22 protein-coding genes are annotated in these 22208 nt (G+C 51.4%); 21 read left to right on the forward strand and 1 reads right to left on the reverse strand.

Annotated elements, in window-relative coordinates; translation table 11 throughout:
• Positions 1 to 673 precede the first annotated feature (673 nt).
• From metK to ruvX, 15 genes are all read left to right on the forward strand, one after another.
• Positions 674 to 1825 (forward strand): methionine adenosyltransferase, encoded by a 1152-nt coding sequence (gene metK / locus UC15_RS13865; RefSeq protein WP_112288996.1) that lies wholly within the window; start codon positions 674 to 676, stop codon positions 1823 to 1825.
• A 517-nt stretch (positions 1826 to 2342) separates the two neighbouring features.
• A complete protein-coding gene (locus UC15_RS13870) occupies positions 2343 to 3083 on the forward strand; it encodes a fimbria/pilus periplasmic chaperone (RefSeq protein WP_112288997.1) in 741 nt (246 codons plus the stop codon).
• 85 nt (positions 3084 to 3168) lie between these two features.
• Positions 3169 to 3672 (forward strand): fimbrial protein, encoded by a 504-nt coding sequence (locus UC15_RS13875; RefSeq protein WP_112288998.1) that lies wholly within the window; start codon positions 3169 to 3171, stop codon positions 3670 to 3672.
• Between the two features lie 88 nt (positions 3673 to 3760).
• A complete protein-coding gene (locus UC15_RS13880) occupies positions 3761 to 6454 on the forward strand; it encodes a TcfC E-set like domain-containing protein (RefSeq protein ID WP_112288999.1) in 2694 nt (897 codons plus the stop codon).
• On the forward strand, positions 6451 to 7563 hold the full coding sequence (locus tag UC15_RS13885; protein WP_112289000.1) for a CfaE/CblD family pilus tip adhesin: 1113 nt from the start codon (positions 6451 to 6453) through the stop codon (positions 7561 to 7563). The genes UC15_RS13880 and UC15_RS13885 overlap by 4 nt, the downstream gene beginning before the upstream one ends.
• Positions 7564 to 7791: 228 nt before the next feature.
• Complete coding sequence (locus tag UC15_RS13890) at positions 7792 to 8781, forward strand: CfaE/CblD family pilus tip adhesin (protein ID WP_232829885.1); 990 nt, start codon at positions 7792 to 7794, stop codon at positions 8779 to 8781.
• Between the two features lie 10 nt (positions 8782 to 8791).
• On the forward strand, positions 8792 to 9946 hold the full coding sequence (locus UC15_RS13895) for a CfaE/CblD family pilus tip adhesin (protein ID WP_112289002.1): 1155 nt from the start codon (positions 8792 to 8794) through the stop codon (positions 9944 to 9946).
• Between the two features lie 21 nt (positions 9947 to 9967).
• Positions 9968 to 10711 (forward strand): fimbria/pilus periplasmic chaperone, encoded by a 744-nt coding sequence (locus UC15_RS13900; protein WP_112289003.1) that lies wholly within the window; start codon positions 9968 to 9970, stop codon positions 10709 to 10711.
• 308 nt (positions 10712 to 11019) lie between these two features.
• Positions 11020 to 12414: a sugar porter family MFS transporter gene (locus tag UC15_RS13905; RefSeq protein WP_095924804.1), complete on the forward strand. Its 1395-nt coding sequence runs from the start codon at positions 11020 to 11022 to the stop codon at positions 12412 to 12414.
• A 90-nt stretch (positions 12415 to 12504) separates the two neighbouring features.
• Positions 12505 to 13026 (forward strand): SprT family zinc-dependent metalloprotease, encoded by a 522-nt coding sequence (locus UC15_RS13910; RefSeq protein WP_112289004.1) that lies wholly within the window; start codon positions 12505 to 12507, stop codon positions 13024 to 13026.
• Positions 13027 to 13118: 92 nt separating this feature from the next.
• Positions 13119 to 13832 carry a deoxyribonuclease I gene (gene endA / locus UC15_RS13915; protein ID WP_112289005.1) on the forward strand — a complete coding sequence of 238 codons (714 nt, stop codon included), beginning with the start codon at positions 13119 to 13121 and terminating at the stop codon, positions 13830 to 13832.
• Positions 13833 to 13933: 101 nt separating this feature from the next.
• Positions 13934 to 14665 carry a 16S rRNA (uracil(1498)-N(3))-methyltransferase gene (gene rsmE, locus UC15_RS13920; protein ID WP_112289006.1) on the forward strand — a complete coding sequence of 244 codons (732 nt, stop codon included), beginning with the start codon at positions 13934 to 13936 and terminating at the stop codon, positions 14663 to 14665.
• An 11-nt stretch (positions 14666 to 14676) separates the two neighbouring features.
• Positions 14677 to 15627 carry a glutathione synthase gene (gene gshB / locus UC15_RS13925; RefSeq protein WP_112289007.1) on the forward strand — a complete coding sequence of 317 codons (951 nt, stop codon included), beginning with the start codon at positions 14677 to 14679 and terminating at the stop codon, positions 15625 to 15627.
• Positions 15628 to 15757: 130 nt separating this feature from the next.
• Complete coding sequence (locus UC15_RS13930) at positions 15758 to 16321, forward strand: YqgE/AlgH family protein (protein ID WP_112289008.1); 564 nt, start codon at positions 15758 to 15760, stop codon at positions 16319 to 16321.
• Positions 16321 to 16749, forward strand: coding sequence for a Holliday junction resolvase RuvX (gene ruvX / locus UC15_RS13935; RefSeq protein WP_013576828.1), 429 nt, complete (start codon positions 16321 to 16323; stop codon positions 16747 to 16749). Before UC15_RS13930 ends, ruvX begins: the two co-directional genes overlap by 1 nt.
• On the opposite strand, the gene UC15_RS13940 is transcribed toward ruvX, so the two are convergent.
• A complete protein-coding gene (locus UC15_RS13940; protein ID WP_112289009.1) occupies positions 16740 to 17777 on the reverse strand; it encodes a type IV pilus twitching motility protein PilT in 1038 nt (345 codons plus the stop codon). The two genes, ruvX and UC15_RS13940, sit on opposite strands and share 10 nt — an antisense overlap.
• A gap of 22 nt (positions 17778 to 17799) precedes the next feature.
• On the opposite strand from UC15_RS13940, the gene UC15_RS13945 reads away from it, so the two are divergent.
• The 6 genes from UC15_RS13945 (at position 17800) to hemW (ending at position 22175) form a co-directional block, all read left to right on the forward strand.
• Positions 17800 to 18519 (forward strand): YggS family pyridoxal phosphate-dependent enzyme, encoded by a 720-nt coding sequence (locus tag UC15_RS13945; protein ID WP_112289010.1) that lies wholly within the window; start codon positions 17800 to 17802, stop codon positions 18517 to 18519.
• A 72-nt stretch (positions 18520 to 18591) separates the two neighbouring features.
• Positions 18592 to 19413 (forward strand): pyrroline-5-carboxylate reductase, encoded by an 822-nt coding sequence (proC, locus tag UC15_RS13950; protein ID WP_112289011.1) that lies wholly within the window; start codon positions 18592 to 18594, stop codon positions 19411 to 19413.
• Between the two features lie 158 nt (positions 19414 to 19571).
• Entirely contained in the window at positions 19572 to 20126 is a 555-nt protein-coding gene (locus tag UC15_RS13960) for a YggT family protein (protein WP_013576832.1), read from the forward strand.
• Positions 20111 to 20416, forward strand: a complete 306-nt coding sequence (gene yggU / locus UC15_RS13965; protein WP_112289012.1) for a DUF167 family protein YggU — start codon at positions 20111 to 20113, stop codon at positions 20414 to 20416. The genes UC15_RS13960 and yggU overlap by 16 nt, the downstream gene beginning before the upstream one ends.
• Before the next feature lie 21 nt (positions 20417 to 20437).
• Entirely contained in the window at positions 20438 to 21046 is a 609-nt protein-coding gene (locus tag UC15_RS13970) for an XTP/dITP diphosphatase (protein ID WP_112289013.1), read from the forward strand.
• Positions 21039 to 22175, forward strand: coding sequence for a radical SAM family heme chaperone HemW (hemW, locus tag UC15_RS13975; protein ID WP_112289014.1), 1137 nt, complete (start codon positions 21039 to 21041; stop codon positions 22173 to 22175). The genes UC15_RS13970 and hemW overlap by 8 nt, the downstream gene beginning before the upstream one ends.
• The last annotated feature ends 33 nt before the right edge of the window (positions 22176 to 22208 follow it).

A 22208-nucleotide genomic window follows, 5' to 3' on the forward strand; every position in this document is an offset into this window, starting at 1 on the left:
TTGCAGGCTACATCAGTATTATGTCGGGATTGCGATGTTCACGCAGACCTGAGGTTACTGAGTAGCGTACCGATGTCGGCGACTGAGCTGTCTGTCGTCAGGCTTTCTGAAACATCGCAAAGAAGACAGACGCTTTTCTGAATCAAAGTCTGAAAGAAGTGCTGCAGAACGCAATGAAGGCTGCAGGGGATGCTGTTGAAATGTTACAAGCGGTAAAAAGTGGGTCATTAAACTAACCACCTCCACACGTGCCACGCATCACCCGCGGGCATTCGAGCTGAGAAAACAGTAATTACTGGAATACGCTGCTTCTATAGTGACTACAGAAATGTGCATTGCGCGCGCCGTTTATACCGGCAACCCGCTGTAATTGCAAAATGAAAATGAGGTGTAAATAGTTTCAGGCCGTGAATATCACTGCAAACCCGCACAATAACGCCCACTCTGTCACAAAAATGACTGGCATTCAGAACGTCTGCTATCCTAAAATAGCCGTCCAGATGTTAATCCGTCCGCACGCATGGGTGGTTTAACGCGCAAACTGCTTCAAGGCTTTGCCTAATGGGGACATGCAGGACGCATTGCGACAATGTCGAGCTCAGCTCCTCATCTGCCCGTCACCCCAGTGCTATGCAGTGATATCTAACCCGTCGTATGTAAGGTAAAGAACATAATGGCTAAACACCTCTTCACGTCCGAATCCGTTTCGGAAGGACATCCAGACAAAATTGCTGACCAGATTTCCGATGCTGTCCTGGACGCAATCTTAGAGCAAGACCCAAAAGCACGTGTTGCATGTGAAACTTATGTCAAAACCGGCATGGTCCTGGTTGGCGGTGAAATCACCACCAGCGCATGGGTCGACGTTGAAGAAATCACGCGTCAGACTGTTCGCGAAATTGGCTATATCCATTCTGACATGGGTTTCGATGCCAATTCCTGTGCAGTGCTGAGCGCTATCGGCAAGCAATCGCCGGATATCAATCAGGGCGTTGACCGTACTGATCCGCTGGAACAAGGTGCAGGCGACCAGGGTCTGATGTTTGGTTATGCGACCAACGAAACCGACGTGCTGATGCCAGCACCGGTAACTTACGCACACCGTCTGGTGCAGCGTCAGGCAGAAGTGCGCAAATCAGGTACACTGCCATGGTTGCGCCCGGATGCAAAAAGCCAGGTCACTTTCCAGTATGACGAAGGTAAAATTGTCGGCATCGATGCCGTTGTTTTATCTACTCAGCATTCTGAAGACATCTCGCTGAAAGATCTGCAGGAAGCGGTGATGGAAGAAATCATCAAACCTGTGTTGCCCGCTGAATGGCTGAACGCCGGTACCAAATACCACATCAACCCGACTGGCCGTTTCGTTATCGGTGGCCCGATGGGTGACTGCGGTCTGACCGGTCGTAAAATCATCGTAGACACCTACGGCGGTATGGCCCGTCACGGTGGCGGTGCGTTCTCCGGTAAAGATCCGTCTAAAGTTGACCGTTCAGCGGCCTACGCGGCACGTTATGTGGCGAAAAACATCGTCGCTGCCGGTCTGGCTGACCGTTGTGAAATCCAGGTGTCATACGCTATCGGCGTGGCTGAACCGACTTCCATCATGGTGGAAACTTTCGGTACCGGTAAAGTCTCCAACGAACAGCTGACCCTGCTGGTACGCGAGTTCTTCGACCTGCGTCCATACGGTTTGATCCAGATGATGGACTTGCTGCACCCTATCTATAAAGAAACCGCAGCCTACGGTCACTTTGGTCGCGAACATTTCCCCTGGGAAAAAACCGACAGAGCCGCTCAGTTGCGCGAAGCCGCGGGTTTATAAGAAACCCACGCGACATAAAACCTCTCAAACCCCGCCGCAAGCGGGGTTTTTTATTGCCCCCGCGTTTCTTTTTAATTTCTCATTCCTTTCTCTTTTATCATTCTGACACCCAAACGTCTTACAACGACAAGTAAAGTAAGATGTTATATCTCACTGATTTTAATGATGAATGTTAGAGCGCCGCTCATATGCATTTTACTTAATACATCATGTAGAAATGCGTCATACTGCATATTATCGCTCTCTTTTATTTAACATCCACGATAATAAAAACAAAACTCCTGATAAAAAACCTTCTTAATCAGCAGGGTGGAAATCATGCTAAATGTTATATTTATGTTGACTGTCATTTATATTAAAATGAATAACACAAATAGCTAATTTGCATACCATTGACCTGAACATTCATTGAATCTATTATTCACCCCATCGAAAGCGTCCAGACAAATATTTACTCAAAGGGAATTAACGAAATCTTCTTCAGGATAGCGACTTATTACACATTGAGAAAATGACAATGCCATCAACTAAATTAAAATCATTAATAATGATTTTAGCGGCCACCCCATTACTTTTATCAGCATCATCATTTGCAGGAATAAGCGTCTATCCTATTTCGGTTCCGATGCAAAAAAGCGGCGGCGCACAAATTAGCGTAACGACAAATTCCGCTACCACGGAATATGTAAAAACCACCGTAAAGAAAATTAATAACCCGGCAACGCCACAGGAAAATGAAACGACGATAAGCCAGTCATCTGGCAACGGTATTGTTGTTACCCCGGAGAAATTCGGCCTGGCTCCCGGCACAACGCGAATTATACGTCTGATAAATATTCAGCCACCGCAAACCGAAGAAGCCTACCGTGTTTATTTTGAGGGTGTGCCCGGGCTGGATAATAATGGCAAGAATGAACAAAAAGGCCCGGCTAAACTCGGCATCAGCATGATCTGGGGTGTACTGGTTACCGTCCCGCCGGCTGTACCGCGACTGGACTTCACGCTGGACCCGGCGAGCCGCGTGGTCAGCAATACGGGCAATATTCATCTGAAAATTAACAGTATCGGTTTATGCCCTCAGCAACTGACGGATGAGGGATGCAGATGGAGCAAACCAGTCAAAAACAGCATTTACCCCAATCAGCACGCAACATTAGATCCTGCCTTATTTAAAGGAAATAATTACAGTGTGGTGAAGGTGAAGTATTCCAACTGGACTGATAAGTCTACTGGTGTAAAAGAATTCAGCGCGAGATAGATATTTTATTTCGCACAAGCAATAAAGAATAACTCTCGTTATAAACCCTGCATATTGATATGCACCTCTCTATTAAGGAAGTAAAATGAAATCATTTATCAAACCATTGATGGCTACTGCAATTATGGGCCTGGCTATTAACGCTTATGCTGTTCAGAAAGATATTACTGTAACTGCAAACGTTGATGCCACACTGGATATGACCACTGACACCGGCGAAGTATTACCTTCTACGATGGAAATGCGTTATATGCCTGGCGTGGGTCTGGAACCTGTTAGCCAGATGACCAAAATCTTTTCAAACGATGCTGAAAAGGATGTGAACATCAACCTGGCAGGTACTCCGCAGTTAATGGATACCGTGGGTACCAACCCAAATATCCCACTGACTGTGAAATACGGTGATCTGACTCTGACTCAGGCTCAGCAGACCATGACCGCTACCACACTGTTCCCGAACGGTGACACCGCTAACGGTTCCATCATTCAGCCTCTGATGGTCAGCCAGACCACTCAGGCACCTGTTGCTTCCGGTAACTACAGCGGCGTTGTCAGCGTTGTACTGACTCAGGCAACTGAAACGCCATAAGCGTTCACCCCGCCTAAGTGACTCCTCATCGGCCTGTATATCAGGCCGATTCTTTTCTCCTCTCAGATTTTTGAATAAAGGAAAAATAATGAAACCCAATCTGAAAGTGTCCCTTTGCTTTCTGGCAATTCATTTTGCTTTATTCAGCAATCTTGCTTTAGCAGGCTCCGATGTGCCTCCCGGCTTTGAAGAGCTGGTCTCAGGTCAGAACGTCTGGCTGAACGTCAACCTGCTCGGCCAGTCAGCAGGATTATTTGAAGCTAACGTCACGCTCGAAACCGTCCAGTTCAAAGACCCTCAGTCGGTGCTTAAAGCCTTAAATCTGCCACTGAAAACCGGCACGCCGGAATATCAGCAGATGCTGGCGACCTTATCAGCACCACTTCCACGACACGGCAACCTGGCGTGTGGCAGCAATGCCAATGCCAAAGGATGCGGTTATCTGGAAACTGACTCCCTGGCACTGATTTATGATGAGAATAACAGCGCGGCCGACGTTTTCGTCAGTAAAAAACTGGTGCCAGATTCCGGCGGTAAAACGCTTTATTACACCCCGACCGCCCAGACTGAAAATGCGTTAATTCATCAGCAGACGTTAAACGTCGCGGCACAGGATGAATATCAAAGCCTGTCATTACAGGGCTCCGGCGCACTCGGCGTTCTGACGAATGGCTATGTCGGTTTTGACTGGTCACTGGATTCGTACAAAAGTGACGACAGCGACAGTCAGACCGTTGCCGTTGATGACCTGTATTTTCGTCAGAGCTTAGGTAAACGTCATTATGTACAGGCCGGACGGATGGATTCACGCGATCTCTCCAGCAATCTCGGCGGAAATATCAGTTTCTCACTGTTGCCGCTTAATGCGATAGATGGTGTACGTGCCGGGAGTTCCCTGAGCTACCTGAATCTTGATGAAGCCAGCAAGGGTTCCCCGCTGGTGGTACTGCTTTCTACTAAATCCCGCGTGGATGCTTATCGTGGCAATCAATTGCTCGGCACGTTCTACCTCAATAACGGTTCAAATACGCTGGATACCGGCAACTTCCCGAGCGGCAGTTATGCCGTCACCCTGCGAATTTATGAGAATAACCAGCTTGTGCGCACTGAGACTCAGCCGTTTACCAAAACCGGCGGGATCAATGACGGACATATGCAATGGTTTATACAGGCCGGTGAAACGGCAGATAACAAAGTCGTCAGCTCAACGGATGACGAAGACAATGACAGCACGTCACGTAAACCCGTGATGCAAGCCGGGGCGCGTCTGCCGGTATTTGCCGAACTGATGGCCACCGCGGGCGTCGCGAATACTGATAATGAAAATTATGGTGAAGCGGGTCTGCAATGGACGCACGGTTTTAACGGCAAACTGATCGACGGCGTACTGGATATGCAGGCCAACGTTTTCAGCGGCACCGACGGTTCGAAAGGTAACGTCGAGCAAATCAGCTACAACGACGGCTTTTCCATGAGCGTCTATCGCAATGCCGCCTACGGCAAAAGCTGCACCAGTGCCGATGTCGTGGAAAATGATTACGCGGATATTGGCTGCTACGAATCCGTTAACGCCACACTGTCCGTGCCGATCAAAGGCTGGTCCGCCTCACTCGGCTACACGTACAACAAAAATACCAGCCTCTCGCCAGACTCGTCGTCATACGATCCTTCAAAGCCTTTTGAAGACAACATGATCAATAACACCGAATCGCAGAGTACCTCGAATACCGTTCAGTTGAGCATGAACAAGAGCTTCAACTGGAAACAGATGACCATCACCACGCGATTCGGCGGTTACCGCCGTCAAAGCAGCAGCGACAGCGATAACGACAAAGGTGTTTACGTGGGCTTCTCCCTTTCACGCAATACGCCAAAAGATGCGCAGCTTCGCAGCAGCAATACCTCAATCAGTACGGATTATCAGGGCAGCCAGAATGGCGATGCACAGATGACCTACAACGCCAGCCAGAACTGGGACTGGGGCAGCAATAACGATCGTGAACTGGGTATTGATGTGGGTGGCACGGATACCGATAACGCTAACGCCTCGGTTCATGGCCGTCTCAATGGCCAGTATGGCAATGGCGAACTGACCGTTTCTGACAGCTATGACAATGAGCAAAAAACGCATCAGGGCGCGGTGACCGGCAGCTACAGCTCTTCCGTTGCCGTCTCCAAATCCGGCTTCTTCTGGGGGCCGGGCGGTACAGGTTCACCGGGCGCCGCCGTGGCAGTAAAAGTCAAAGGCAGCGAAGAAGAAGATCCGGATGCAGCGGATGACGCACTGATCGACGTTTCAGTTCAGGGCGGCGGTGCGGCCCACATGAAGCAGAACAGTAAAGCGCTGTTCCCGGTCACCGGTTTTGAAGAAGGCAAAGTCACGGTCAATGAAAGCCGTGATGTCAGCACCGGCAGCCAGGCCAGCATTACTCAGGGCGCAGGCAGTCAGAATTTATTCCTCCTGCCGGGAAAAATGAAACTGCGTGAAGTGACGATGGAATCGCATTACACCTACGTCGGTCAGCTGATAACAGCGACAGGTGAACCACTGAACACCGGCACCATGCTCAATGCCAATGCCTTTAGCAGTTCGGAAGATGGCGGCTTTACAGCCGAGATGACCTCATTAGCGAAAACGCTGTATGTCAAAAACGGTGAGCAAAACTACCAGTGTGCGGTCACCGTACAATCAAGCCGCGATGTGGTGCGCTATGTAGGTAAAACATTGTGCAAACCTGTTCAGCCTGCTGATTTAGCAGAAAATATTCGGAAAATAAAATGAAATTAGCTTCAAATTTAATCTGCATGCTGCTCTTGATGAGCGCACAGCTAGTGATACCGTCATTTACTTATGCTGCTGCGGTTGAACCCACTGGACGCGATACGACGGTTAGCACCAGTTATGATCTTTCTTCATCGCCATCGAATTTTAACATCTGGACACATGAAACGGGCGGATATAACCCCGATAATCCAGGATTGTGGGGCAGGAATAACTGGCGTTGTTTATCCAATACATCACCCTCTACCGGACAATGCAAAAGCGGTGAAGCAAAAAGTTCGCAGGGTGACTGGGGTACCGCAGGAACGACCACTATCCCGACCTTGTTCACGGAAAAAAGAACAGGACTCCAGGCCGTCATAAACCTGGAAGGTTATCATATTGGCAATGGAGGTAAAATTCTGGTCACCTCTGCTGATAATGCCGGAGCCGGGTCTGAACAGTTTTTAAATATCTACATAACCGCAGCTGAGTTAAAAAAAATACCTGTTGGCGGGATTTGGGAAGGCACACTGGCTCTTGATTTATGGCAATGGTCGCCCGGAAAAAAATTGGCCAGTTGGACGGGTCACATCACTCTCCACGTCACCGACAATAACAACCAGCAAATCTACCTGCCTGAATTTGGCGAAGCCGCACCGCGCGTTGACCTTAACATGCGCCCGTTGCCGGGAACCGGGGGTAACCAAACGCAAATGAACGGGGCTGCTACTATAGATATGTGTTTATACGACGGTTATGGCTCGAACAGTACCAGTTTCACCCTGAAATTTGACGATCAACAGCAGGGGACAATTCAGAGTAATAACGGATACTTCTCTATTTATTCTGATCACGGTGACGTTAATCTGGATTCCGGGCGAATTGATTATTACGTGAAAATGCAGGGCCCTGACGGCAAATACACCAGCGTGATACGCGGTGAAGATCTGGTGATCCCGGATATTCAGACAGCACGTGTCAGGCCGGTGCATCTGCCCGGGATCCCGCAGGCAGTATTGTGCGTCCCGGCACCGCTGCAGTTAAGTACTAAAACTATGGATATCAACAGTAAACAAGCCGGACATTATACCGGACACCTGATTGTGAACTTTACGTCGCAGCTCTAGATAACAAAAGGTAACAGGAAAAACCCAAATTAAATTCAGGCTATATTTAACCATAAATTATTGAAATATCTCCGAGTACCTGCTGAGTTTTACCAGGGAGCTTTTATTAAAATGAAAAAAATACAGAGTTGCATTACGACAGTCTCATATCTATGCATATCGTTTTTTTTTAGTACTACTCTCTATGCCCAGCCTCCTTCAGGAAGAGATACTACTGTTGAAGTCACTATGGATAAATCTGCACCAAAAGATGCTTATATCTGGAATGGTGAAAGTGGGGGTAGCCAGTCAGACCCTGCGACGTTTAAAAATAATTGGGTCTGTTTATCAAGTACTTCTCCAAATAATGGGCAATGTCCGACACAGACAGTGCAAGAAGGATCGTCAACCGCGACTTATGGCGCAAAATCAACCATCCCTTTACTATTTAAAGAAAAAAAGAGTGGCGTAACCGCTATCATTAATCTTACCGCGTACAGGAAAGTCGGTGGTTATGGCCCATGGATAATTAATGCCGCCGCAGTTGCCGGAAGTAGTTCGCCTGAAGCATTAGCTACTTTCTATGTGCCAAAAGAGGAAATTGCGAAATTTCCGTTTGGTGGTGACTGGCAAGCGGAGCTTAAAGTCAGCCTGATACAACATTACCCCAGTGATGCCAAGGCTGCCGACTGGATTGCCCATGTCAGTCTCAAACTTACCGACAATAACAACCAGCAAATCTACCTGCCTGAATTTGGCGAAGCCGCACCGCGCGTTGACCTTAACATGCGCCCGTTGCCGGGAACCGGGGGTAACCAAACGCAAATGAATGGGGCTGCTACTATAGATATGTGTTTATACGACGGTTATGGCTCGAACAGTACCAGTTTCACCCTGAAATTTGACGATCAACAGCAGGGGACAATTCAGCGTAATAACGGATACTTCTCTATTTATTCTGATCACGGTGACGTTAATCTGGATTCCGGGCGAATTGATTATTACGTGAAAATGCAGGGCCCTGACGGCAAATACACCAACGTGATACGCGGTGAAGATCTGGTGATCCCGAATATTCAGACAGCACGTGTCAGGCCGGTGCATCTGCCCGGGATCCCGCAGGCAGTATTGTGCGTCCCGGCACCGCTGCAGTTAAGTACTAAAACTATGGATATCAACAGTAAACAAGCCGGACATTATACCGGACACCTGATTGTGAATTTTACACCGCAGCTTTAGGCATCTCAAAATGGATAGAAAAGAAACATACTTTCCCGTCATCCTGTTACTCCTGTTTAGTGCCCTGACAATAACGTCAGCAAAGGCTGAAAGGGTAGAACCCACCGGGCGTGATACCCCCGTGACGGCCACATTTGATAAATCCAGCGCGCCTTCGCAAATTGACATCTGGAAAGATGAAAGTGGGGGAAAAGACACGGATGACGATTCTTTATGGGGCAGGAACACCTGGGTGTGTTTGTCGTCCTCTGACCCGGCCACCGGCCAGTGCAGGACATCGGTTACAGGGGTGCAAGATGGAAAAACCACTATCCCTATTGTGTTTACTGAGCAGCGCAGCCACCTGACACAGGTTATTAACCTCACGGGATATCACAATATCAGTGTGTCAGTCTCAAACGGCTGTTGGGGAACAGGTGTGATCGGCGGCCCCTACCAGGTTTATGCGGCCATGGAGAAAAATTGTTACGGTACCCTGCATAATGATGAATCGTTATTAACCGTTTACGTGACCAGTCAGGAGATGCAAAAACTCCCTTTCGGGGGCATCTGGAAAGCGGATTTAAAAATGAGCCTAATGCAATGGAGCCCGACGATTAAGCTAGCAGACTGGGCTGCCCATATCACTCTGAATGTCACCGACAATAATAACCAGCAAATCTATTTGCCTGAATTCGGCGATGCCGCACCACTGGTGAATCTCAATCTGCGTCCGTTGCCCGGCGCAGGCACCCAAAAAATGTCTTTTACTGGCAGCGCAAATATTGATGTCTGCTTGTATGATGGCTACAACGCCAACAGCAATACCTTTATGCTCACCCTTAACGATGACTTCACCGGACAGAGTGACCGTTCAGGCGTCAATTTTTCCATCGTCCGTCAGGGGGGCAATGTGAATGAAAAAAGAGATCGCATTGATTACACGATTAATATTCTCAACCCTGATACTAATACCATGCAAACCGTGAGCCGTACCCGTCAAATAAATTTCACAAACATACAACAGGCACATATCCGACAGGTACATTTACCGGGCATCCCGGAACCGGTCATTTGCGTGCCTGCGCCGCTTGAGCTAACTACCGATTATATAGAAGTGAGCAGTAAAAATGCCGGATATTACCGTGGCACACTTCAGCTTAATTTCACCCCGTCTCTTTACTAACTTCACCCGAAGGCAACATATATGCCACAAAGAAACTTGTCCGTCTCCGGTCTGAAAACACTCCCGCTACTGATGCTGGCAATGCCTGCCCTGTGTTTCGCCAATATCACCGTTTCACCGATGAAAGTGATGCTTAATGAGCGACATGCGACGACGCTGGTCATCAGTTCAAAAAGTGAAACGACGCAATATATTCAGGGAAAAATCACTGAAGTTCACAATCCGGGCACTGCTGAAGAAAACGAAACGCCCGCACCGCAAGGCGCGCAAAACAGCCTGGTGGTTTCACCGCTGAAGTTTGGCTTGCCTGCCGGTAACAGCCAGCCCGTGAGGATCGTCGGTCTGGGTGAAAGCAATGAAGAAAAAATCTATCGCGTTCATTTTCAGTCGATGACACCGGAAGAATTTAAAAATACGGAGAGTAATAAAAACTTCACCAGCGAACTGAGCCTGACCATTGTCTGGGGCGTGGTAGTGATGGTGCCGCCCGCAAAACCGGTCGCCAGATTGGGCTGGGATGCTTCCGCTCAGAAAATCACCAACACCGGCAATATCCATCTGCTGGTAAACCGCATCGGCCTGTGTGACAGCGACAAACCGGCGGCGAGCTGCCAGTGGAAAACCCTGAAAAAAAACGTCTATCCGGGCAAGCCATACCCTCCGGCCTTAACGTTTTCCACTTCAGCATCGTCTGAAAAAATCAGAATCGAGTATTTCAACGATTACACTCAAAAGCAGGAAGTGGAGAATTTTCCGTTTAAGTAATTGCCATAATGAAAACGGTTACAGAACATAACTTGTTATAATTTAATTAGTTATTTGTATATGTAAAAGTTTGAAACACTGTATTGATTGATATAAATCAATTTTCGGGCTATTACTCTGCGGCACATCCCCTTCCTGTTACGCTATCCGTTTGAAACCCTTCAAAAACAAGACACCCAATCACACCTATAAGTGTAAACGATTACAACACTGTGAGCGGGTTCACGTTAAGCTGTGCGCAGGGTAAATAACATAACAGCCTAAGCATTATTACAAACTCAAAACGATTGCATTATTTTGGAGACCGGATGAACAACTCAACTTCGACCAAGGGAAAACGCTCGAATAAAAGCGTCACTTTCTTTGTCTGTTTTCTCGCTGCACTGGCCGGACTGCTGTTCGGCTTAGATATCGGCGTCATCGCTGGTGCCCTGCCCTTTATCAGCCATGACTTCCAGATCACAAACCATCAACAGGAATGGGTTGTCAGTTCCATGATGTTTGGTGCCGCCGTCGGTGCTGTCGGCAGCGGCTGGCTGAACTTCCGCCTGGGACGTAAATACAGCCTGATGATCGGCGCGGTTCTGTTCGTTATCGGTTCCCTGTGTTCTGCCTTTGCGCCTAACGCAGAAATCCTGATTGTTGCCCGCGTTCTGCTGGGTCTGGCGGTCGGTATCGCGTCATACACCGCACCGATTTACCTGTCAGAAATCGCACCGGAAAAAATCCGTGGCAGCATGATTTCCATGTACCAACTGATGATCACCATCGGTATTCTGGCGGCGTATTTGTCTGATACCGCGTTCAGCTATACCGGCGCATGGCGCTGGATGCTGGGTATCATCACCATTCCTGCGCTGCTGCTGCTGATTGGTGTCTTTTTCCTGCCGGACAGCCCGCGCTGGCTGGCCGCACGTGGCGATGACGGCAAAGCGCGCCGCGTCCTGGAAAAACTGCGTGATTCCAGCGAGCAGGCAAAACGTGAACTGGATGAAATCCGTGAAAGCCTGAAAGTTAAACAAAGCGGCTGGGGTCTGTTTGTTAACAACAAAAACTTCCGTCGTGCGGTTTACCTCGGCATTCTGTTGCAGGTGATGCAGCAGTTCACCGGTATGAACGTCATCATGTACTACGCACCAAAAATCTTCGGCATCGCCGGTTTCGCCAGCACCTCTCAGCAGATGTGGGGCACGGTTATTGTCGGTCTGGTCAACGTTCTGGCGACCTTCATTGCTATCGGTCTGGTTGACCGCTGGGGCCGTAAACCTACGCTGAAACTGGGCTTCCTGGTGATGGCCGTCGGTATGGGCGTGCTGGGTACCATGCTGCATATCGGTGTTGAATCCGATGCGGCAAAATACTTCTCCATCGCCATGCTGCTGATGTTCATCGTCGGTTTTGCCATGAGTGCCGGTCCGCTGATCTGGGTACTGTGTTCTGAAATTCAGCCGCTGAAAGGCCGCGATTTTGGTATCACCGTGTCCACCGCGACCAACTGGATCGCCAACATGATTGTCGGTGCGACCTTCCTGACCATGCTCGACAGCCTCGGCAACGCCAACACCTTCTGGGTGTACGCCGCGCTGAACGTGGTGTTCATCTTCATCACCATTGCGCTGATCCCTGAGACTAAAAACGTCTCTCTGGAACACATCGAACGCAACCTGATGAAAGGCGAAGCCCTGCGCGATATTGGTAAATAAGCCTGTCATAAACAGGCCTGCCATTCCTCCCCTGCAAAGGGGAGGAATTCCATATTGCATCTCTCCCCCACCAGATTTATCCTTCGCCAGATGAAAACCTCACGTCTCCCCATCGCCCTGCAACAAGCCGTTATGCGCTGTCTGCGGGAAAAACTCCGGATGGCAAATCAGTTTTTGGGCACCGATTACACGGAGCCGGAAATCACTTATCAGCAACGCGGCACCAGCGCGGGCAGCGCCTATCTGCAACACTGGCAAATCCGGCTCAATCCGGTATTGCTGATGGAAAACCAGCAACCGTTTATCGATGAAGTGGTACCGCACGAACTGGCGCACCTGCTGGTATATCGCAGGTTTGGCCGGGCACCTGCGCCGCACGGCAAAGAGTGGCGCTGGATGATGGAACATGTTCTGGGCGTTTCAGCGAGCAGAACGCACAAGTTCGAAGTCGCCTCCGTGCAAAGCAAAACCTATCCGTATTTATGCGCCTGCCGTGACCATCAGCTGACCGTGCGTCGTCATAATAAAGTGATGCGCAAAGAGTCAGAATACCGCTGCCGCCATTGTGGCGAGCTGTTACGGTTCAATGCTAAAGGCACCACTAACTGCTGATTTTTCAATCACTCATCACGGCAAAGTCTCATTGTCACAGCCTGTGGTATCCGTTACCCTTCCGGCCTTTTAGTCTCAGGTCTTTCAGAAACATGTTTCGTAAAACGTTCTTATCTTTTCTGTTTATCGGCGCGCTGGCACCGCTGAGCGCCTTGAGCCAGTCTGGTCATGCCATCAATAATTTCTCTCAGGCCAAAGCCGCAGCGGTAAAAATTAATCAGGGTGCACCGACCTTTTATTGCGGCTGTAGCATCAGCTGGCAGGGCAAGAAAGGCACGCCGGATCTGCAATCCTGCGGCTATCAGGTTCGTAAAAGTGAACAGCGCGCCAGCCGGATTGAGTGGGAACATGTGGTTCCTGCGTGGCAGTTTGGTCATCAGATGCAGTGCTGGCAGGATGGCGGACGTAAAAATTGCGCGAAAAACGCGGATTATCGTCAGGTAGAAACCGACCTGCACAACCTGCAGCCCGCGATTGGCGAAGTGAATGGCGACCGTAATAATTTTATGTACAGTCAATGGAATGGCGGTGAAGGCCAGTATGGCCGCTGCGAAATGAAAGTCGACTTCAAGGCCAAGGCCGCTGAGCCGCCAGCCCGTGCCCGCGGTGCCATCGCACGCACCTATTTCTACATGCGCGATCAGTACAAACTCAATCTGTCCCGTCAGCAGACCCAGCTCTTTACCGCCTGGGATCGCCAGTATCCGGTCACCTCATGGGAATGTGAGCGTGATAACCGCATCGCCAGCGTACAGGGCAATCATAACCCTTACGTTCAGCAAGCTTGCGCACAACGAAAAAGCTAACTTAGTATTATCACGTCATCAGAGCACATTAGCTCGCGACAACGCGGGCTAATCACGCCAAAATAGCCCTCCAGAAAAGACTTTAAGGACAGCAGCCACACATGCGCATACCCCGCATTTATCATCCGGAAACCCTGACCGCTCACAGCGAGATTGCGCTGAGCGAAGATGCCGCCAACCATGTCGGACGCGTTCTGCGGATGCAGCCCGGTCAGGCGATCCAGTTATTTGATGGCAGCAATCAGGTTTTCGACGCCAGCATCACGCAGGTTGATAAGAAAAGTGTGCGTGTCAGCCTGAGCGAAGGCGTGCTGTCAGACAACGAATCCCCGCTGAATCTGCATCTCGGCCAGGTGATTTCACGCGGCGAGAAGATGGAATTCACCATCCAGAAATCTATCGAACTAGGCGTAAATACCATTACTCCGCTGTTCTCTGAGCGTTGCGGCGTCAAACTTGACGGCGAACGCCTGGAGAAAAAATTGCAGCAATGGCAGAAAATTGCCATCGCAGCCTGCGAACAGTGCGGACGTAACCGCATCCCTGAAATTCGCCCGGTGATGCAGCTTGAAGCCTGGTGTGCCGAACAGGATGACAGCCTGAAGCTGAACCTGCATCCGCGCGCCAGCCACAGTATTAACACCCTGCCGCTACCGGTGAGCCACGTCCGCTTACTGATCGGCCCGGAAGGCGGTTTATCCGCTGACGAAATTGCAATGACCTCCGGCTACGGATTTACTGATATCCTGCTGGGACCCCGTGTTCTGCGTACAGAAACCACAGCACTCACCGCGATAACGGCCTTACAGGTTCGTTTCGGCGATCTGGGTTAAGAGGAGACCAAATGATCAAGCTTGGCATCGTGATGGACCCGATTTCTTCCATCAACATCAAAAAAGACACCAGTTTCGCTATGTTGCTGGAAGCGCAGAGTCGTGGCTATGAGCTGCACTACATGGAAATGAATTCCCTGTATCTGCGCGGCGGCGAAGGCCGTGCGACTACCAAAAAACTCAGCGTGAAGCAGGATTACGACGGCTGGTATGAGTTCGGCACTGAGCAGGATATCGCCCTGCAGGAACTGGATGTCATCCTGATGCGTAAGGATCCTCCGTTCGATACCGAATTCATTTACGCCACTTACATCCTTGAACGCGCGGAAGAAAAAGGCACGCTGATCGTTAACAAACCGCAGAGCCTGCGCGACTGTAACGAAAAGCTTTTCACCGCGTGGTTCCCGGAACTGACGCCGGATACGCTGGTGACCCGCAATGCGGCGCAGCTGAAAGCGTTCCATAAAGAACACACTGACGTGATCCTCAAGCCGCTCGACGGCATGGGTGGCGCTTCAATCTTCCGTCTGAAACCAGAAGACGCGAACGTTTCTGTGGTGATTGAAACCCTGACCGAACACGGCAGCCGTTTCTGTATGGCGCAAAATTATCTGCCCGCCATTAAGGACGGCGACAAACGCGTTCTGGTGGTCGACGGCGAGCCTGTGCCTTACTGCCTGGCGCGTATTCCGGCGCAGGGCGAAACCCGTGGTAATCTGGCCGCCGGTGGCCGTGGCGAAGCCCGTCCGCTAAGCGAAAGCGACTGGGCGATTGCCCGCACCGTCGCGCCAATCCTGAAGCAAAAAGGCCTGATTTTTGTCGGTCTGGATATTATCGGCGACCGCCTGACTGAAATTAACGTCACCAGCCCGACCTGTGCGCGTGAAATCGAAGCGGCATTCCCGATTTCCGTCACCGGCATGCTGATGGATGCTATCGAAAAGCGTCTGGCTGCCCGATAAACTACCTGGCCGCATAATCTGATGGGTTGTTCAGCAATGCTGGATAACCCACTTTTTTTGCTGCGGATGACGTACTACACTGCCCTCTTAGCTGCATTTCAATTTTCTGAGGTTAAACATCCTGCTTACCATGAATCTACAACATCACTTTCTAATTGCGATGCCTGGCCTGGATGAACCCCAGTTCAAACGTTCGGTCGTCTATATCTGCGAACACAATGAAGACGGCGCTATGGGTCTGGTGATCAACAAACTGGTCGAAGATTTCACCGTTGAAAACGTCCTCGACAAACTGGACATCACACCCGAGCCTCGCGACCCGAACATCCGCCTCGACCGCCCGGTGTTTTCCGGTGGTCCGCTGGCTGACGACCGTGGTTTTATTCTCCACACGCCGCGTGAAGGGTTTGGCTCCAGTATCCGTATTTCGGACAGCACCATGATCACCACGTCTAAAGACGTGCTGGAAACGCTGGGCACCCCCGACCAGCCGAAAGATGTGCTGGTGGCGCTCGGGTACGCCGCATGGGAACAGGGCCAGCTGGAAAAAGAGCTGCTGGAAAATTCCTGGCTGACCATTGAAGCCAGCAATGACATTTTATTCCGCACCCCAATTGCTGACCGCTGGCGTGAAGCCGCGAAAATGATCGGCGTTGACGTCGGCCAGCTTGCCACCCATGCAGGGCATGCATAATGGCTAACCGCACGGTTTTTGCTTTCGATTTCGGTACCAAAAGCATCGGTCTGGCCATCGGTCAGGAAGTCACCGGCACCGCCCGCCCGCTGACGTCGTTTAAAGCGCAGGACGGGACGCCGGACTGGCAGAAAATCGAAAAGCTGCTGAAAGAATGGCTGCCGGATCTGGTGGTTGTAGGTCTGCCGCTGAACATGGACGGCACAGAGCAACCGCTGACCGCCCGTGCGCGCAAATTTGCCAACCGTCTGCATGGCCGTTTTGGCGTGCAGGTTGAACTGCACGACGAACGTCTGAGCACCGTTGAAGCCCGTGCTGATTTGTTCGATCGCGGCGGCTTCCGCGCGCTGGACAAAGGCAGCGTGGATGCCGCTTCTGCGGTGATCATTCTGGAAAGCTGGTTTGAAAAGCAATGGAGTCAGTCCTGATCTGCCGCCAGTAATCCTGCGCTTTCCCGCTGCTGGCGGCTTTGGGCAAACGTCTGCATTCCGGCCTGTGCGCCGGTTTGCAGGATATCCGCCAGCTGATGCGTTTTTCCTTCGCGGATCATATTGCACACCGCCGGTGTTGACGTCAGCACTTCGAACAGCGCCACTCTTACCGCTTTTTCATCATCCTTTCCCTGCCCTTCTTTCGATTTTTGCGTCACCAGTTTCTGCGCGACGACAGCCCTGAGACTGCCCGCCAGCTGAGCCCGCACAAAGGCTTTTTCTTCTGCCGGAAAGACATCAATCAGCCGGTCGATAGCCTGCGTGGCATTGCGCGTATGCAGCGTCGCCAGCACCAGATGCCCGGTTTCTGCCGCCGTCAGCGCCAGCCTGATGCTATCGGTGTCGCGCAATTCTCCCAGCAGTAACACGTCAGGATCCTCACGCAACGCGCCGCGTACCGCTTCACTGAATGAACGGGTATGCAGCCCCAGTTCGCGCTGCTGGATAAGGCAATGCCTGCTGATGTGGATAAGCTCAATCGGATCTTCCAGCGTAATAATGTGCCGCGTCGTATGGCGATTGAGGTAATCAATCATTGCCGCCAGCGTGGTGGACTTCCCGCTCCCCGTTGCTCCGGTGACCAGGATCAGGCCGTCTTCCAGCGTAATGATTTGCTGCAAGATATCCGGTGCCAGCAGCGTTGCCAGTTCAGGACAACGGGCGGGAACCGGCCTCAGCGCCGCAGACAAACCATGCAGTTGCTGAAACACGTTAAGGCGCATCCGCACGCCTTCCGCCAGCGTCAGCGCTTTATCGAATTGCCCGGCCAGTTGCAAAGTCGTCTGTTCTGCGACATTCAGCCACTGGCTGACGAGCCTTTGCATCTGCGATGCGTCGATCAGCGGCAGGTCCTCACAGCGGCATAATTCCCCTCCGATACGCAGCACAGGCCGATTGCCGGTACAAAGGTGCAGATCGGAGGCATTTTGCTTTACACTACGCCCCACTAATCCATCAATATCCATGTTGAAATCCTCCTGAGTCCCTATGAGCATTAGTCAGCAAAACGCTATTGAGCAGAACTTACACAATGTCCGTGAGAAAATCGCAGCCGCTGCACACCTTTGCGGCAGGCCTCCGGAAGAAATTACCTTGCTTGCAGTGAGTAAAACTAAACCTGCGAGCGCTGTCGAAGAAGCGATTACCGCCGGGCAGTTAGCATTCGGCGAAAACTACGTGCAGGAAGGCGTGGATAAGATTGCCCACTTTGCCGGACATCAGCCTGCGCTGACCTGGCATTTCATCGGGCCGTTGCAGTCGAATAAAAGTCGTCTGGTGGCGGAGAACTTCGACTGGTGTCATACCATTGACCGCCTGAAAATCGCCCAGCGCCTGAACGAGCAACGTCCGGCGGGTTTAGCGCCGTTACAGGTGCTGATTCAGGTGAATATCAGCGACGAAGCCAGTAAATCTGGTATTGCTGTGGGTGAAATCAACGAACTGGCGATGCAGATTATGGCGATGTCTAACCTGACGCTGCGCGGTCTGATGGCCATTCCGGCCGCAGAAACCGACTATGCGCGCCAGCTGGAAGTCTTCGGTCAGATGCGTGAAGCCCTGAAAGCTTTACAGAGCATTTGTCCGCAGGCAGATACGTTATCGATGGGCATGACCGATGATATGCCCGCTGCGATTGCCGCCGGAAGCACCATGGTTCGTATCGGTACCGCTATTTTCGGTGCCCGTGATTACAGCGTAAAACAGTAACCGCTATCTGTCGGTATACTGCTTTACTATTGATTGGCTCAGTTCAGCCCCCATTAAAAGCAAGGAGCATGAATGCAACATCGCAAAATATGTTTTATCGGTGCCGGTAACATGGCGGGCGCCATCATTTCAGGCCTGGTTGAAAGTGGTTATCCGGCCAATATGATCAGCGTTTGTGCCCCTTCCACCACCCATCGCGATGCGCTGGCCGCAAAATATGGCGTACAGAGCAGCAGTGATAACAACGCCTGTGCGAAAGCGGCAGATGTCGTTGTATTGTCTGTAAAACCGCAGATGATGGCGGATGTATGTAAAGCACTGCAAAAAGACGTGGATTTTAGCGACAAGCTGGTACTGTCGATTGCCGCAGGCGTCAGCGTGGCGCGCTTCTGCGAGTTGCTGGGCGATAATCTCAACATCGTGCGCATCATGCCTAACACGCCTTCGCTGGTCGGCCAGGGCATGAGCGGCTTGTATGCACCTGATCAGGTTTCGCAGACAGATCGTGATTACAGCGGCGAACTGATGACTGCCGTGGGCAAAATCTGCTGGGTTGATACCGAAGAAGGTATCAACCACGTGATTGCCGCCGCAGGCAGCGCACCGGCGTATTTCTTCCTGTTTATGGAAGCAATGCAGGCTGAAGCGCAGCGTCTGGGTTTCAGTGCAGAAACCGCACGGATGCTGGTTGAACAAGCCGCCAGCGGTGCCAGCGCACTGGTTGCGGCCAGCCCGGACACGCCATTGTCACAACTTCGTGAGAATGTGACGTCCAAAGGCGGCACGACCTTTGAAGCTCTGAAAGTGTTCACCGACCGACAATTACCGGAGATCGTTTCCGAGGCCATGCAGGCCGCCATTACCCGCGCGCAGGAAATGGAAAAACTGTTCTAATAAGAGCAAATAATAAAATAACACTGCCCAAAATCATTCGTGTTGCATCAAGGCGGCAACTGAGTCAAATCGCCGGGAGCATACATCAGTATGTGACCGGGGTTTGCGAAGGCAGCCAACGCAGAAGCAGCGCGAAGGATGAAGGGCATAGGAGAATTATGTTAACGCTGACTTTTCTGGTTAAAACCCTCATAGATCTCTACGTGATGGTTCTGCTGCTGCGCATCTGGATGCAATGGGCACGTACAGATTTTTACAACCCGTTTTCACAGTTCGTGGTGAAGATTACTCAGCCGATTATCGGACCACTTCGCCGGATTATTCCGCCGCTGGGCCCGATTGACAGCGCAAGCCTGCTGCTGGCTTTCATTCTTTGCACCATTAAATTCCCGCTGCTGTTACTTATCCAAAGCGGCGCTATCTTCTTTGGTCTGAGCAGTCTGCTGATAGGCCTGATAGGGCTGGTCAAAGCCGCGGGTTATCTGGTGTTCTGGCTGGTCATTATCCGCTCGCTGATGAGCTGGGTGAGCCAGGGCCGCGGACCAATGGATTATCTGCTGATGCAACTGACTGAGCCGCTGATGGCGCCAATCCGCCGCATACTCCCGGCAATGGGCGGCATTGATTTCTCAGCGATGGTCGTAATCCTGATCCTGTATATGCTGAATTATCTCGGAATGGATCTGTTGGGTGCGCTGTGGTTCCAGCTTTAAGCCCGGCGTACTGGCAATCTGACGCGCTGGTTTTGCGGCTGGTTATCCAGCCCAAAGCCAGCCGTGACAGCCTGGTCGGTTTGCATGGCGACGAACTGAAAGTCGCCATCACCGCCCCGCCGGTAGACGGACAGGCCAACACACATCTGGTGAAATTTCTCTCAAAACAGTTTAAAGTCGCCAAAAGTCAGATAAGCATCGAAAAGGGCGAGCTGGGCCGCCATAAACAAGTCCGCATTATCCATCCGCAAAATATCCCGACTGAGGTCGCGGTACTGCTCGCAGAATAACGTTTAAGTCAGGACTCTCCCATGCAGAAAGTCGTATTAGCTACCGGCAACGCCGGTAAAGTGCGTGAACTCGCACATCTTCTGGCCGATTTCGGGCTGGACGTGGTGGCACAAACCGAACTCGGCGTTGAATCCGCCGAAGAAACCGGTCTGACGTTCATTGAGAATGCCATCCTGAAAGCCCGCCACGCGGCGGCTGTCACCGGTTTACCTGCTGTGGCAGATGACTCCGGCCTGGCGGTTGATTTTCTCGGTGGTGCGCCGGGGATTTACTCTGCGCGCTACGCAGGCGTTGATGCCTCTGATCAGCAGAATCTCGATAAACTGCTGGTCGCGCTGAAGGACGTTCCACAGGGCCAGCGTAAAGCACAGTTCCACTGCGTGCTGGTCTATATGCGCCATGCTGAAGACCCGACGCCGCTGGTGTGCCACGGCAGCTGGGCGGGTGAAATCACCTTTGCCCAGGCAGGTGAAGGCGGCTTTGGTTATGACCCGATTTTCTATGTTCCTGAGCTGAGTAAAACCGCCGCAGAACTGAGCCGTGAAGAAAAAAGTGCGGTGTCGCACCGGGGTCAGGCATTGAAACTGTTGTTTGCCGCGATGAAAGAGGCAGTACAGAAGAATGCGTAAGTTACCGCCGCTGAGTCTCTACATTCATATTCCGTGGTGCGTGCAAAAATGCCCTTACTGCGATTTCAACTCGCACGCGTTAAAGGGCGAAGTGCCGCATGACGATTATGTCGCACATCTGCTGGCAGATTTAGATGCGGATCTGCATCTGGTGGGCGGACGCAGCGTAGGGACCATTTTTATCGGCGGCGGAACCCCAAGCCTGCTGAGCAGCGACGCAATGCAGAATCTGCTCGATGGCGTGCGTGCGCGGTTGCCACTCGACGCTCACGCTGAAATTACCATGGAAGCCAATCCCGGTACCGTCGAAGCAGACCGCTTCAGCGGCTACCAGCGCGCGGGGGTAAACCGTATTTCCATCGGCGTGCAAAGTTTTGATGCACAGAAACTGGAGCGTCTGGGGCGTATTCACGGCCCTGACGAAGCCAAACGTGCGGCACATCTGGCGACTGGCCTGAACCTGCGCAGCTTCAATCTGGATCTGATGCATGGTTTGCCGGATCAGACACTGGAAGAAGCACTGGACGATTTGCGTCAGGCAATCGCACTCAATCCGCCGCATTTGTCCTGGTATCAGCTGACTATCGAACCAAATACGATGTATGCCTCGCGTCCGCCTAAACTGCCGGATGATGACGCGCTGTGGGATATTTTCGAGCAAGGCGATCAGTTGCTGACCGCAGCCGGATACCAGCAATACGAAACCTCGGCGTATGCCAAACCGGGCTATCAGTGTCAGCACAACCTGAACTACTGGCGCTTCGGGGATTACCTCGGCATCGGTTGTGGCGCGCACGGCAAACTGACGCAGCCCGACGGGCAAATCCTGCGTACCGTCAAAACCAAACACCCCCGCGGTTACATGCAGGGTCGTTATATGGATAAACAGCATCCGGTGGAAACCGAAGATTTGCCGTTTGAATTCTTCATGAACCGCTTCCGCCTGCTGGAAGCCGCGCCGCGTGAAGAGTTTGGTCTGTATACCGGGCTGGATGAATCGGTGATCCGCGCACAGTTAGACGAAGCGATCGCCAAAGAATATCTGGTCGAAACCGACACGCACTGGCAGATCACCAGCAAAGGAAAGCTGTTCCTGAATTCGCTGCTGGAGCTGTTTTTGGCGGAGTAAGGTTTAGGGGCAAAAAAAAACCGCGTAATCGCG

The organism is Rahnella sp. AN3-3W3 (genome assembly GCF_003263545.1).
GTDB classification, from domain to species: domain Bacteria; phylum Pseudomonadota; class Gammaproteobacteria; order Enterobacterales; family Enterobacteriaceae; genus Rahnella; species Rahnella variigena.

What these genes read in the sequence shown, in the direction of transcription:
- metK (WP_112288996.1), top strand. Translation starts at nt 674, where the DNA reads ATGGCTAAACACCTCTTCACGTCCGAATCCGTTTCGGAAGGACATCCA.
- UC15_RS13870 (WP_112288997.1), top strand. Translation starts at nt 2,343, where the DNA reads ATGCCATCAACTAAATTAAAATCATTAATAATGATTTTAGCGGCCACC.
- UC15_RS13875 (WP_112288998.1), top strand. Translation starts at nt 3,169, where the DNA reads ATGAAATCATTTATCAAACCATTGATGGCTACTGCAATTATGGGCCTG.
- UC15_RS13880 (WP_112288999.1), top strand. Translation starts at nt 3,761, where the DNA reads ATGAAACCCAATCTGAAAGTGTCCCTTTGCTTTCTGGCAATTCATTTT.
- UC15_RS13885 (WP_112289000.1), top strand. Translation starts at nt 6,451, where the DNA reads ATGAAATTAGCTTCAAATTTAATCTGCATGCTGCTCTTGATGAGCGCA.
- UC15_RS13890 (WP_232829885.1), top strand. Translation starts at nt 7,792, where the DNA reads ATGGATAAATCTGCACCAAAAGATGCTTATATCTGGAATGGTGAAAGT.
- UC15_RS13895 (WP_112289002.1), top strand. Translation starts at nt 8,792, where the DNA reads ATGGATAGAAAAGAAACATACTTTCCCGTCATCCTGTTACTCCTGTTT.
- UC15_RS13900 (WP_112289003.1), top strand. Translation starts at nt 9,968, where the DNA reads ATGCCACAAAGAAACTTGTCCGTCTCCGGTCTGAAAACACTCCCGCTA.
- UC15_RS13905 (WP_095924804.1), top strand. Translation starts at nt 11,020, where the DNA reads ATGAACAACTCAACTTCGACCAAGGGAAAACGCTCGAATAAAAGCGTC.
- UC15_RS13910 (WP_112289004.1), top strand. Translation starts at nt 12,505, where the DNA reads ATGAAAACCTCACGTCTCCCCATCGCCCTGCAACAAGCCGTTATGCGC.
- endA (WP_112289005.1), top strand. Translation starts at nt 13,119, where the DNA reads ATGTTTCGTAAAACGTTCTTATCTTTTCTGTTTATCGGCGCGCTGGCA.
- rsmE (WP_112289006.1), top strand. Translation starts at nt 13,934, where the DNA reads ATGCGCATACCCCGCATTTATCATCCGGAAACCCTGACCGCTCACAGC.
- gshB (WP_112289007.1), top strand. Translation starts at nt 14,677, where the DNA reads ATGATCAAGCTTGGCATCGTGATGGACCCGATTTCTTCCATCAACATC.
- UC15_RS13930 (WP_112289008.1), top strand. Translation starts at nt 15,758, where the DNA reads ATGAATCTACAACATCACTTTCTAATTGCGATGCCTGGCCTGGATGAA.
- ruvX (WP_013576828.1), top strand. Translation starts at nt 16,321, where the DNA reads ATGGCTAACCGCACGGTTTTTGCTTTCGATTTCGGTACCAAAAGCATC.
- UC15_RS13940 (WP_112289009.1), bottom strand. Translation starts at nt 17,777, where the DNA reads ATGGATATTGATGGATTAGTGGGGCGTAGTGTAAAGCAAAATGCCTCC.
- UC15_RS13945 (WP_112289010.1), top strand. Translation starts at nt 17,800, where the DNA reads ATGAGCATTAGTCAGCAAAACGCTATTGAGCAGAACTTACACAATGTC.
- proC (WP_112289011.1), top strand. Translation starts at nt 18,592, where the DNA reads ATGCAACATCGCAAAATATGTTTTATCGGTGCCGGTAACATGGCGGGC.
- UC15_RS13960 (WP_013576832.1), top strand. Translation starts at nt 19,572, where the DNA reads ATGTTAACGCTGACTTTTCTGGTTAAAACCCTCATAGATCTCTACGTG.
- UC15_RS13970 (WP_112289013.1), top strand. Translation starts at nt 20,438, where the DNA reads ATGCAGAAAGTCGTATTAGCTACCGGCAACGCCGGTAAAGTGCGTGAA.
- hemW (WP_112289014.1), top strand. Translation starts at nt 21,039, where the DNA reads ATGCGTAAGTTACCGCCGCTGAGTCTCTACATTCATATTCCGTGGTGC.